Here is an 11,305-nt window from a genome sequence, read left to right as displayed (position 1 = left end):
GGCGCCGGGCGCGGGCGGGCGCCGGGCGCGGGCGGGCGCCGAGCGCGGGCGGGCGGGCCTCAGTCGCCGGCCGCGCGCGCCACGCCGGCGAGCTGGTCGAGCGCCTGCTGGACGCGGCCGGCAAGGGGACCGTCGGCGGTCAGCTCGCGGGCATCGCCGGCAGCGGGGTCGACGAGCACGACGGGCTCCGGCGCGTCCGGCGCCGCGACGACCGCGACCCGCAGGCAGACGCCGACCTGCGGCGCGGTGAGGAACGCGGCGCCGGCGGCGCGCATCGCCTCGTGCTGAGCGTCGATCAGGCGCTGCAGCGCGCGCTCGCCGATGCCGCTGCCGGCGACGGGCGCGGCCGGCTGACGCAGCACCGTGCGGCGGAAGGCGTGCAGCTCGGGCGGGAGCGTCAACACTCTCAGCTGATGCGGCGTGCCGAGGCCCTGCAGCGACGTGCGCGCAATGTGGTCGGTGAAGAAGCGGCCGTCGAGCAGCTCCAGCTCGTGGAAGAGGATCCGCGAACCGCTCCTCGTGCTCGCGGGCGTCGACGTCGAGCCAGCGGACGGTGAGCGCCGAGGGGCGCACGACCTCGCCGTGGACGCCGGGCAGGCAGAGGTTGCCCTCGGTCATCGCGACCTTGGGGCCGCCGGTCGCGACCACCTGCGGGTTGAACATCGCCAGCGTGCGGCCCGCGTCCTCGGCGATCACGAGCCGCAGGTCGAGCCCGGCCATCGTCGCCGCCAGCCCGACGCCGCCGGGCGGCGCGTGCATCGCCGCCAGCAGCTCGCGCACGATCACGCGCCGCTGCCCCGCGTCGACCTCGTCGAAGTCGACCGGCGCGGCCGTGCGCCGCAGCCACTGTCCGGGCAGCGACAGCCCCGCCAGCGAGGTGCCGATCAGCGTCAGCGTCATCGCGCGCGGATGCTAGCCGCCGAGGACGGGAGGCCGAAGGCCGGCGCGCGATCGGCTCAGCGCAGGCGCCGGAAGCGGTCGACGGTGATCCCGTGCTCCTCGTCGGCGATCATGAAGCTGGTGTCGACGTAGAGGCTGGTGACGAGCCCGCGGCGGTCGTATCTGACGGTCAGCAGCGCGACTCTGTCGTCGATCGCCTGCTGCACGCGCGCGTAGATGCGCGGGACGCTCGCGTAGGGGCGCAGGGCAGCGGGCGTCCGTCTGCCGTGCGTGCGCGCGGGCCGGCCGTCGCGCACCGTCAGCGTCCGCGGCGTCGTCGTGGCGCGATCGCAGAAGCAGCCGATCCGCACGCGCATCGTGTACGCGTCGATGCCGGCGGCGGCCCAGCGCTCGCGCGCGGCGTCGAGCCGGCGCTGCGCGTCGCCGTCGGCGATGCCGGGATCGACCTGCTGCCGGTCGGGGTCGGCGGCCGGCGGCGACGGCGGCGTCGGGATCGCGCCGGCCGGCGCGGCCGCCGGGGCGGAGGTGACGAGCGCGAGCAGCAGCGCGGCGAGCGCGGCGCGGACGGCCGCTGCGGGTGTGATGTTCAGACGGACGCGGGTCATGCCTGCACTACGTCCGTACCCGCGCAAGCGTCACAGCGCACCTCGTTTGATGCGCTATGATGCGCGCGTGACCCAGCGGCGCCGAGCACCCCACCGAGCCGGCCGCCGCACGACCTTGACCGTGCCGCCCGAGGTCTACACGCAGGCAGAGCTGCTCGCGCATGAGCTGGGCACGACGACCAACGACGCGCTGATCCATCTCGCCGGCGAGGGCGTGGCCCTGCGCGAGCGACGGCGGCGGTTCGACGCGCTCGCCGCCGAACGCGGGACCGCGATCGACCTGCTCGACACCAGCGTGCGCGATCTCTCCGACTTCCCGTCGCCCGCGGAGCTGCGCGAGGCGATGCTCAGCGGACGTCGCGAAGACGACGTCGCGTGAGCGTCGCCTGGGACACGACGCTGCTGTCGCAGGTCCGGCCCGGCAGCCCGCTCGAACGGGAGCTGTGGGAGCACGCGCGCGCCGACGACCACGTCGCCGTGACCGCGCCGACGATCATGGAGGTCACGCGCGGCCTCGCGGCGCGCGCGGCGCGAGGCGAGGTCCGCTGGCAGAGAGCGTTGGGCTGGTTCGGCAGCCTCACGACGAGCGGCCTGGTGGAGGTGCTGCCGCTCGATCGCCAGGCGGCCGCGCTCGCCGGCCACCTGCGGGCGCTGCACCCACTGCCGCCAGCGACCGGCCGCCGCCGCGAGGGAAGCCGGCCAGACCAGCGCGCCGGCTGGGTGCTCGACATCCAGATCGCCGCCTGCGCCTGGCGCCATGGCGCCACCGTCGTGACCGACAACGTGCGCGACTTCGAGGCGCTGCGCGACGCGATCGCCGCGCTGCTGCCGAACTGGTCGCCGCTCGCCATCAGGCCCGCGACGCGCGCGACCTGAGCGAGATCTTCACGACGACCCGCTGCGGACGGGTCGGGCGGGCGAGCGAGAGGAACTCGCGGGCGCTGCCGTCGCGACCGCAGAAGGGGCAGTTGAGTCTGTCGGCCGGCGAGATCGGCCCGGCGGTCAGCGCGACCGGCGCGTCGCAGTCCGGGCAGGCGAGCGTGCCCTCGGCGACGCGCGAAGGCGTGACCCGCCGCTCCTCGTCCCCGGCGACGTGGGCGATCCGCTCGGACCGGAGCGGGTCCGAGCCGTCGCTGCTGCGCTGCAACCCCATGTGACGAGTCTAGGCGCCTCGCGCAAGTGCCATGACCGTGTCCGCTGACAGCGCCGGCACAGGAACCCGGAGCGGCACGGCGAACACGTCGACTCAAGTGCGGCGGGGGCCTGCCGATCCGCTTGGAGAGGCGGGCCGAGACCGGCGCGCCGCCCAACCATCGCTCCTCCGGAGGAATTCGCCGTGTTGAAGGGACTCACCCGCGTCGGCCTGCTGGCCGCGCTGATCGCCGTGTTGGCCGCCACGGCCGCGACCGTGACCGCTGCACCGGTCGCCGAGACCGCCGCCACCAGATGCCCGGCGACCTTCCAGGTCCTCCACAACGACAAGATCGGCGCGATGTCGCTGCCGGCGGGCGCGTACTACGTGACGGTCAGCAACCTCACCTGCGCCCAGGCATCGGTCCTGTTCGCCGACTTCCTGCAGGACTACGACGGCGACCTGACCTACCCGTGGCGCGGCAACGCGAAGGCGAAGAGCTTCACGAACGGCAGCTCCAGCTTCTCCGTCAAGCTCGCCGGCAAGACCCCGCCGGCGCCGCCGACGCCCGGCAACCAGGTCACCTGCCCCGGCACCTTCAGCGTCCTCCACAACGACCGCATCGGCTCGGTGCCGTTCCCGCGGGGCCAGTACCAGCTGAAGGTCCAGCGCGGCCTCACCTGCGCGCAGGCGTCGAGCCAGTTCGCACTCTTCCTCGACCAGCCCAGCGGCGTCAACGCGCCCTGGTCGCTGAGCATCAACGGCCTCACCGCCAGCTTCCAGGACAACATGGGCGGCTTCGCCTTCACGACGACGAAGGTCGGCGGCTCGAACACCGGCGGCGGCGGTCGCACGGCCGTCACGTGCACGACCTTCAGAGTCCTCCACAACGACCACGTCGGCAGCCTCTACGTGCCGAAGGGCAGCTACGACATCGTCCTGCCGGTCGGCTCGACGATGAGCTGCGCGGCGGCGCAGAAGCAGTTCGTCGCCTTCCTCGACGCCGAGAACGTCCCGAGCCCGTGGATCGTCGACGCCAACAACGCGACCTTCTCGCGTGGCTACAGCTCGACGATCAAGTTCGGCATCGACCCGATCAAGGGCTCGGTCGGCTGACGAAGGACCCCGGGGAGGCGGTAGCCTGGCGCGGCCAGTGCTCTACCGCCTCCTCTTCACGCGGCTGCTGAGCCGCCTCGACGCGGAGCGCGCCCACCATCTCGGCGGGCGCGCGCTGCGGCTGATCGACACGCTGCCGTGGCTGCGCGTCCTCGTCGCCCGCCTGCTCGCTCCGCGCGATCCACGGCTGCGCACGCGCGCGCTCGGCCTCGACCTGCCGAGCCCGCTCGGCGTCGCCGCCGGCTTCGACAAGGACGGCACCACCTTCGGCGGGCTCGCCGCGCTCGGCTTCGGCTTCGTCGAGGTCGGCACCGTCACCGCCCAGGGCCAGCCGGGCAACCCGCGCCCGCGCATCTTCCGGCTCGTGCAGGACGCGGCGATGGTCAACCGGATGGGCTTCCCCAACCCGGGCGCGGCCGCGGTCGTGCCGCGGCTGGCGGCGCGCCGGCCGCACGAGATCGTCGGCATCAACGTCGGCAAGACGAGAGTCGTCGCCGACGACCAGGTCGAGGCCGACTACCGCGCCTCCGTCAGGCTGCTGGCGCCGCTGGCCGACTTCCTCGTGCTCAACGTCAGCTCGCCGAACACCCCCGGCCTGCGCGACCTGCAGTCGACCGAGCGGCTCGGCGCGCTGATCGCCGCCGTCAAGGACGAGCTGGCGCAGCATGCGATCAGGCTGCCGCTGCTGGTCAAGATCGCGCCCGACCTCGCCGACGAGGACATCGACTCGATCGCCGACCTCGCGCTCGCGCAGGGCCTCGACGGCCTGATCGCGACCAACACGACGATCGGCCGCGACGGGCTGAAGACCTCGCGCGACGAGGTCGATCGGATCGGCTTCGGCGGACTCTCCGGCGCGCCGCTCAAGCAGCGCTCGCTGGAGGTCCTGCGCCGCCTGCACGCCCGCGCCGGCGGCCGGCTGACGCTGATCTCCGTCGGCGGCGTCGAGAGCGCCGACGACGTGTGGGCGCGGATCGAGGCCGGCGCGACGCTCGTGCAGGGCTACACCGGCTTCATCTACGGCGGCCCGCTGTGGGCCTCGCAGCTCAACCGCGGCCTCGCCAAGCGCGCCCGCGCCGCCGGCCTGGCGACGGTCCAGGACGCCGTCGGCCGCGCCGCGCGCTAGCGCCGCCGCGCCGCACGCCGCCGCCGCGCCGCACGCCGCCAGCGCGCGCTATTCCGCAGGCTCGCGCGCCGCGGCGCTCGGCGGGTTCGCCGCGCCGCGTCGCACGCGCACGAACGTCACCAGCGCGCCGACGCCGGCGAGCGTCTCGACGATCGCCTCCTCAACCTCCGAGACGGCGTGCGAGAGCGGGTAGATCGAGCTGTAGTGGCCGACGAGCGCGTGGGTCGCGACCGTCGCCAGGACCCACGTCAGCACGAACAGCGCCGCCAGTCGCAGCGGCACGATCGGCACCAGCCGCGAGAGCCAGGCGCGCGCCCGCGGCCAGCCGGCGGCGACGAGCGGGATGAGCACGAACAGCGTCAGCCAGGCGAGCTTGAAGAGGCGGTCGCCGTCGAGTATCCCGGACTGGAACTCGGTCAGGTTGTGGAGCGTCGTCTCGTCCTGCGCGTTGACGGACGCGATCGACGCGGGCGTGCCCCAGCCGAACAGCCGCTGGCCCCAGCTGATCTCCTCGCCGCCGGCGACGAACAGCGCGAGCGCGAGCAGCAGCAGGACCCAGACGCCGAGCCGCGACAGCCCGACGGTCTCGCCGCCGCGCCGGCGCGCGATCAGGAAGGCGGTGAAGAACAGCCCCGCGCCGGCGAACAGGCCGACCGCGCCGATCCACTCGACCGGGCCGTCCTCCTCGACGAAGACGTCGACGAAGCCGCGGCCGAGCGTGAGCGCGCCGAAGAGCACGGCGATCGCGACGGCGGCGAGCGTCGCCGGCAGCCAATCGCGCAGGGATACGTCCTGGCGGGGCACCGCCAGGTCGGGAGCAGTCTGGGCCATGTCGATACTGCCGGCAACCAGGTTTCGGCCGGCACCTCCAAGACCCGCAACTGTAATCCGAATGTGAAGCTTTGACCAGTTTTAACTAGATTTTCAGCTTTCCAGCACGTAGACCGCGCGGACCGCGAGCGCATTTGCGGCCAGCCGCGTCGCCCGCGCCGCGGGCCTGCCGCCGGCGTCGAGCAGCACCCGCCGCGCGATCCGCATCCCCGTCTCCGCGACCGTCGCCTCGAAGTCTCGCAGCGTGCAGAGGTGGATGTTGGGCGTCTCGTGCCACTGGTACGGCAGCGCCGCGCTGACCGGCATCCGCCCTGTGCGGGCGAGGTCGAGCCGGATCCGCCAGTGGGCGAAGTTCGGCAGCGAGACGACGCGGCGGGGCGCGACGCGGCGCATCTGCCGCAGCACCTCGACCGGTCTGCGCGTCGCCTGCAGCGTCAGCGACAGGACCGCGCAGTCGAAGGCGCCCGTCTCCAGCCGCGGCAGCTCCAGCTCGAGGTCGCCGTGGGTGACCGGCACGCCGCGCGCGACGCAGGCGTGGAAGCGCTCGTCGTCGCGCTCGACGCCGAGCCCCTCGCAGCCCTGCCGCGCGATCAGCTGCTTCAGCAGCGCGCCGTCGCCGCAGCCGAGGTCGACCACTCTCACGTCGCGCCCGACCAGCGCCGCGACGACGTCGAGGTCAGCGCGCACGGGCGGCCTCCAGGCGGTCGAGGAAGCCGGCGACCGTGCGGTGGTACTCCGGCACCGGGAAGAGGAACGAGTCGTGGCCGTGCGGCGCGCTCAGCTCGCGGAAGGTGACCGGCGCGCCGGCCCCGCGCAGCCCGTCGGCGATCTCGCGCGCGTGCTCGGTCGAGAAGCGCCAGTCGGAGTCGAACGACAGCACGAGGTAGCTGGTGTCGCCCGCCGCCACCTGCCGCCCGAGGTAGGCCGCGTCCGCGAACGGGTCGAAGTAGTCCATCACGCGCGTCATGTAGAGGTAGGTGTTCGCGTCGAACCGCTCGACGAACGACTGCCCCTGGTGGGCGAGGTACGACTCGACCTCGAAGTCGACGTCGAAGCCGTAGCGCGGCTCGACCGCGTCCTGGATGCGGCGGCCGAACTTCTGCCGCATCGACTCCTCCGACAGGTACGTGATGTGGCCGATCATGCGCGCCAGCGCCAGCCCGCGGTCGGGGCGGCCGGTGGGACCCGCCGCGTAGTAGTCGCCGCCGGCGAAGTCGGGGTCGCGCATGATCGCCTCGCGCGCGACCGCGCTGAAGGCGATGTTCTGCGCCGACAGCCGCGCCGAGGAGGCGACGACCAGCGCGCCGCCGACCTCGCCCGGGTGGTCGAGCGACCATTGCAGCGCCTGCATCCCGCCGAGCGAGCCGCCGATCGCCGCCAGCAGCCGCTCGATCCCGAGCGACGCCAGCAGCGCGCGGTGGGTCGCGACGAGGTCGCGCACCGCCAGCAGCGGGAAGCGCAGCCCGTACGGTCTGCCGGTCGCGGGGTCGAGCGAGCCCGGCCCGGTCGTCCCTCTGCAGCCGCCGAGCACGTTCGCGCAGACGACGAAGAAGCGGTCGGTGTCCAGCGGCCGGCCGGGGCCGACGATGTTGTCCCACCAGCCGGGGCGGCGGTCGCCGTCGTGGAAGCCGGCGGCGTGCGCGTCGCCCGACAGCGCGTGGCAGATGAAGATCGCGTTCGAGCGCTCCGCGTTCAGCTCGCCGTAGGTCTCATAGGCGACCTCGACGTGCGTCAGCCGCGCGCCCGACTCGAGCACCAGCGGACGGTCGTCGCTGAAGACGACCGCCCGCTGGGTCTCGACCTTGCCGATCCCGTCAGGCACGCGCCGCCGCGAGCGCCTGGTCGAGGTCGGCGACGATGTCGTCGACGTGCTCGATGCCGACCGACAGGCGGACGAGGTCCTGCGAGACGCCGGCCGAGTCGAGCTCGCCGTCGTCGAGCTGCGAGTGGGTCGTCGTCGCCGGGTGGATCGCGAGCGACTTCGCGTCGCCGATGTTGGCGAGGTGCGAGAACAGTCTCAGCGCGCCGATGAAGTCGCGGCCGGCGTCGCGGCCGCCCTCGATCCCGAACGTGACGAGCGCGCCCTGTCCGCCCGTGAGCGTCTTCTGCGCGTTCGCGTAGTACGGGCTGCTCTCCAGGCCCGGGTAGTTGACCCAGCGGACCGCGTCGTGCGACTCCAGGTGCTTGGCGACGGCGAGCGCGTTCTCGCTGTGGCGCTCGATCCGCAGCGGCAGCGTCTCCAGCCCCTGCAGCAGCAGGAAGGCGTTGAACGGCGACAGCGCCGCGCCGGTGTTGCGCAGCAGCACGGTGCGGACGCGGCCGATGTAGGCGGCCGGGCCGAGCGCGTCGGACCAGACGACGCCGTGGTAGGACGGGTCGGGCTGCGTCAGCCCCGGGAAGCGCTCGCCGTTGGCGACCCAGTCGAATCTGCCCGAGTCGACGATCACGCCGCCGATCGTCGTGCCGTGGCCGCCGATGAACTTCGTCGCCGAGTGGACGGCGACGTCGGCGCCCTGCTCGAAGACGCGCGCCAGCACCGGCGTCGGGACGGTGTTGTCGACCACGAGCGGCAGCCCGTGCGAGTGCGCGGCGTCGGCCCACGCTCTGATGTCGACGACGTTGAGGCGCGGGTTGCCGACCGTCTCGGTGAAGACGAGGCGGGTCTTGTCGTCGACCTTGTCGGCGAGCGCGCCGACGTCGTCGGGATCGACGAAGCGGACCTCGATGCCGTACTGCGGCAGCGTGTGCGCGAACAGGTTGTAGGTGCCGCCGTAGAGCGTCGAGTGGGCGACGATGTTGTCGCCCGCGCGCGCGATGTTGAGCACCGAGTAGGTGACGGCGGCCTGGCCCGAGGCGAGCGCGAGCGCCGCGACGCCGCCCTCCAGCGCGGCGACGCGCTCCTCCAGCACCGACCACGTCGGGTTCATGATGCGGGTGTAGATGTTGCCCGGCACGGCCAGCGCGAACAGGTCCTGGGCGTGCTGCGCGTCGTCGAAGACGAACGAGGTCGTCTGGTAGATCGGCACTGCCCGCGCGTTCGTCGTCGGATCCGGCTGCTGGCCCGTGTGGAGCGCGACCGTCTCAGGACGCACGTAGGGCTGCTGCTCGCTCATGGTTCTCCTCGCTGCAGTCGGTGGGATCAGTGCCGGGGGAACAGGAGTCTGCCACGCCGGCGCGCCCGGCTGCGAGACGGCCGTTGCGGGTAGGTTCGCCGCCGATGGCAGCGACCGGGCAGGCGACGAGCGAGAAGCGCGAACGCGCGTCGAAGGGACTCAAGGCGGACGCGATCGGCTTCGTCGACGCGCTCGTGATCGGGCTGGCCTCGACGGCGCCGGCCTATTCGCTGGCGGCGGTGATCGGGCTGATCGTGCTCGACGCCGGCGTGCAGGCGCCGGCGATCCTGCTCGCCTCGTTCGTGCCGATGTTCTTCATCGCGGCCGCCTTCTACTGGATGGACCGCGCCGACCCCGACTGCGGCACGACCTTCTCGTGGGTGACGCGGACGCTCGGGCCGTGGACCGGCTGGATGGGCGGGTGGGCGATCACGATGACCGGCGTGCTGGTCGTCGGCTCGCTCGCCGACGTCGCCGCCCGCTACGGCTTCCTGCTCGTCGGCTGGGACGCGGCGGCCGACTCGAAGTGGACGGTGATCGCGGTCGCGACGGTGCTGATCGGCGTGATGACGTGGGTCTGCGTGGTCGGCGCCGAGGCCGGCGCGCGGCTGCAGCGGGTGCTGATCTTCGGCCAGGTGCTGGGCCTGCTGCTGTTCGCCGGCGTCGCGCTGGTGAAGGTCTGGGCGGGCGGTGCGCCGCCGGCCTCGGTCCATCCGCAGGTGTCGTGGCTGTCGCCGTTCGCGGTCGACTCCTTCAGTGTCCTGACGATGGGGATGCTGACCGGCGTCTTCATCTACTGGGGCTGGGAGTCCGCCGTCAACCTGACCGAGGAGACGCGCGGCAGCGACAGCGGCTCCTCCGGCCGCGCGGGGGTCCTCAGCACCGTGATCCTGCTCGTCACCTACCTCGTCACGACGGTCGCCTGCGTCGCCTACGCCGGGCCGCAGCTGCTGACCAGATTCGCCGACGACGAGGCGATCTTCTCGACGCTCGCCGGCGACGTGCTCGGCTCGCCGCTCGACAAGCTGGTCGTGCTGGCGATCCTCGCCTCGGCGCTCGCCTCGACGCAGACGACGATCCTGCCGGCATCGCGCACGACGCTGTCGATGGCGCGCTCCGACGCGCTCCCGGCGGCGTTCGGCCGCGTCCACCCGCGCTTCCAGACGCCGCACGTCTCGACGATCGCGATCGGCGTCGTGGCGGCGCTCTGGTACGTCGGCGTCAGCGCCTTCTCGGAGAACTTCCTCTTCGACACGCTGACCGCGCTGGCGCTGATGATCGCCTTCTACTACGCGCTGACCGGCGTCGCGTGCGTGATCCACTACCGCCGCGAGCTGCGGCGCTCGGTCCGCAACCTCCTCTTCATGGGCGTCGGGCCGGCGATCGGCGCGGTCGTGCTCGGCTACCTGTGGGTGAAGGCGACGATCGACTACGCCGACCCGGAGACGTCCGCCACCGGCTCGGCGATCTTCGGGATCGGGCTGGCGACGGTGATCGGGATCGGCTTCCTGCTGCTCGGCTTCGCGCTGCTGGTCGTTTGGCGGCTCGGCGGCCACCCGCAGTTCTTCTCACGCGAGCGCTTCGAGGCGGTCGAGCCGCGGAGCGTCAGCGAATCAGGTTGATCTCGGGGTGGGTCGCCAGCAGCGTCTGGGTGAAGACGTAATTGACGACGCCTATCGAGAGGAAGACCATCACGATCGCCTGGTTGACGGCGCGGCCGACGCCGGCCGCGCCGCCGCTGACCGTCATCCCCTTGTAGCAGCAGATGATCGAGGTGACGCCGCCGAAGATCGTGCACTTGAGGACCGAGCCCCACAGGTCGGTCGTCGAGGAGGAGGTCCAGAAGGTCGCGAAGAACGGCTCGATGCGGGCGTGGTTGACCCACGTCGCTATCAGGCCGCCGGTGACGCCGAAGACTATGGCGAAGACGTCGAACAGCGCGGTGATCGCGATCAGCGCGAGGAAGCGCGGGACGACGAGGTTCTTGACCGGGTCGACGCCGAGCACCTGCAGCGCGTCCAGCTCCTCGCGGATCTTGCGCGCGCCGAGGTCGGCGGTGATCGCGGTGCCGGCGGCGCCGGCGACGACGATCGCGCAGATGAAGGGCGCGAACTCGCGCACGACGGCGAGCATGAAGAGGCCGCCCATGCGGTCGAGCGCGCCGAAGAGGGTGAGGAAGTTGGCGGCCTGCAGGCCCGGCGCCGCGTAGGCGACGCAGGCCATCGTGATCACGAGCGGGAAGAAGCAGACGCGCAGCGCGCGGATGCACTGGTCGACCAGCTCGTCGCCGTAGGGGTACGGCGGGCGGACGGCCGAGACGATCGTCTTGCCCGTCAGGATGACGATGTCGCCGACCTCTTCGAACGGGTCGCGCAGGCGCGGCCCGAGCAGCTGGCGCTTCTCTCTGACCTTCACCGACAACGCGGACATCGCACTCCTCCTTTCAGAGTGAACCTATCCGCTGGGTGAGCCGCGTGCGTCA

At 72.6% G+C, this 11,305-nt stretch carries 13 protein-coding genes and 1 pseudogene; 5 read left to right on the top strand and 9 right to left on the bottom strand.

The genetic code is table 11. From position 1 onward, the window contains the following. Window positions 1-59: 59 nt before the first annotated feature. From Q7L73_RS18045 to Q7L73_RS18035, 3 genes and pseudogenes are all read right to left on the bottom strand, one after another. Window positions 60-401: a peptide deformylase gene (locus tag Q7L73_RS18045; RefSeq protein ID WP_304691123.1), complete on the bottom strand. Its 342-nt coding sequence runs from the start codon at window positions 399-401 to the stop codon at window positions 60-62. A 160-nt stretch (window positions 402-561) separates the two neighbouring features. Then, a pseudogene (locus tag Q7L73_RS28795) lies at window positions 562-900 on the bottom strand (peptide deformylase); the annotation flags it as partial. Window positions 901-956: 56 nt separating this feature from the next. Then, the gene (locus Q7L73_RS18035; protein WP_304691121.1) at window positions 957-1,505 is read right to left on the bottom strand and encodes a DUF6174 domain-containing protein; all 549 of its coding nucleotides are present in this window, start codon (window positions 1,503-1,505) and stop codon (window positions 957-959) included. Between the two features lie 67 nt (window positions 1,506-1,572). Between Q7L73_RS18035 and Q7L73_RS18030 the strand changes: the two genes are divergently transcribed. Together Q7L73_RS18030 and Q7L73_RS18025 are read left to right on the top strand one after the other, a co-directional pair. Continuing rightward, complete coding sequence (locus Q7L73_RS18030) at window positions 1,573-1,884, top strand: hypothetical protein (protein ID WP_304691120.1); 312 nt, start codon at window positions 1,573-1,575, stop codon at window positions 1,882-1,884. Further along, complete coding sequence (locus Q7L73_RS18025) at window positions 1,881-2,381, top strand: type II toxin-antitoxin system VapC family toxin (protein ID WP_304691119.1); 501 nt, start codon at window positions 1,881-1,883, stop codon at window positions 2,379-2,381. The genes Q7L73_RS18030 and Q7L73_RS18025 overlap by 4 nt, the downstream gene beginning before the upstream one ends. Here Q7L73_RS18025 and Q7L73_RS18020 read toward each other — a convergent pair. Beyond that, window positions 2,356-2,658, bottom strand: a complete 303-nt coding sequence (locus Q7L73_RS18020) for a hypothetical protein (RefSeq protein WP_304691118.1) — start codon at window positions 2,656-2,658, stop codon at window positions 2,356-2,358. The two genes, Q7L73_RS18025 and Q7L73_RS18020, sit on opposite strands and share 26 nt — an antisense overlap. A gap of 183 nt (window positions 2,659-2,841) precedes the next feature. Between Q7L73_RS18020 and Q7L73_RS18015 the strand changes: the two genes are divergently transcribed. Together Q7L73_RS18015 and Q7L73_RS18010 are read left to right on the top strand one after the other, a co-directional pair. Beyond that, window positions 2,842-3,753, top strand: coding sequence for a hypothetical protein (locus Q7L73_RS18015; RefSeq protein WP_304691117.1), 912 nt, complete (start codon window positions 2,842-2,844; stop codon window positions 3,751-3,753). A 37-nt stretch (window positions 3,754-3,790) separates the two neighbouring features. Then, window positions 3,791-4,879 (top strand): quinone-dependent dihydroorotate dehydrogenase, encoded by a 1,089-nt coding sequence (locus Q7L73_RS18010; protein WP_304691116.1) that lies wholly within the window; start codon window positions 3,791-3,793, stop codon window positions 4,877-4,879. A gap of 48 nt (window positions 4,880-4,927) precedes the next feature. Here the strand turns inward: Q7L73_RS18010 and Q7L73_RS18005 are convergent, their stop codons facing one another. From Q7L73_RS18005 to Q7L73_RS17990, 4 genes are all read right to left on the bottom strand, one after another. Beyond that, window positions 4,928-5,710, bottom strand: a complete 783-nt coding sequence (locus Q7L73_RS18005) for a hypothetical protein (protein WP_304691115.1) — start codon at window positions 5,708-5,710, stop codon at window positions 4,928-4,930. Window positions 5,711-5,803: 93 nt separating this feature from the next. Further along, complete coding sequence (gene metW / locus Q7L73_RS18000; RefSeq protein ID WP_304691114.1) at window positions 5,804-6,397, bottom strand: methionine biosynthesis protein MetW; 594 nt, start codon at window positions 6,395-6,397, stop codon at window positions 5,804-5,806. Then, entirely contained in the window at window positions 6,387-7,532 is a 1,146-nt protein-coding gene (locus Q7L73_RS17995; RefSeq protein ID WP_304691113.1) for a homoserine O-acetyltransferase, read from the bottom strand. The genes metW and Q7L73_RS17995 overlap by 11 nt, the downstream gene beginning before the upstream one ends. Beyond that, complete coding sequence (locus Q7L73_RS17990) at window positions 7,525-8,802, bottom strand: O-acetylhomoserine aminocarboxypropyltransferase/cysteine synthase family protein (protein WP_370552402.1); 1,278 nt, start codon at window positions 8,800-8,802, stop codon at window positions 7,525-7,527. The genes Q7L73_RS17995 and Q7L73_RS17990 overlap by 8 nt, the downstream gene beginning before the upstream one ends. A gap of 125 nt (window positions 8,803-8,927) precedes the next feature. Between Q7L73_RS17990 and Q7L73_RS17985 the strand changes: the two genes are divergently transcribed. Further along, window positions 8,928-10,445 (top strand): APC family permease, encoded by a 1,518-nt coding sequence (locus Q7L73_RS17985; protein WP_304691111.1) that lies wholly within the window; start codon window positions 8,928-8,930, stop codon window positions 10,443-10,445. Here Q7L73_RS17985 and Q7L73_RS17980 read toward each other — a convergent pair. Then, window positions 10,429-11,253 (bottom strand): ABC transporter permease, encoded by an 825-nt coding sequence (locus Q7L73_RS17980; protein WP_304691110.1) that lies wholly within the window; start codon window positions 11,251-11,253, stop codon window positions 10,429-10,431. The two genes, Q7L73_RS17985 and Q7L73_RS17980, sit on opposite strands and share 17 nt — an antisense overlap. Window positions 11,254-11,305 lie beyond the last annotated feature (52 nt).

The sequence above is a fragment of the Conexibacter sp. CPCC 205762 genome, assembly GCF_030646155.1.
In the GTDB taxonomy this organism is placed as follows: Bacteria; Actinomycetota; Thermoleophilia; order Solirubrobacterales; family Solirubrobacteraceae; genus Conexibacter.
This window is presented reverse-complemented; position numbering and strand designations above follow the sequence as displayed.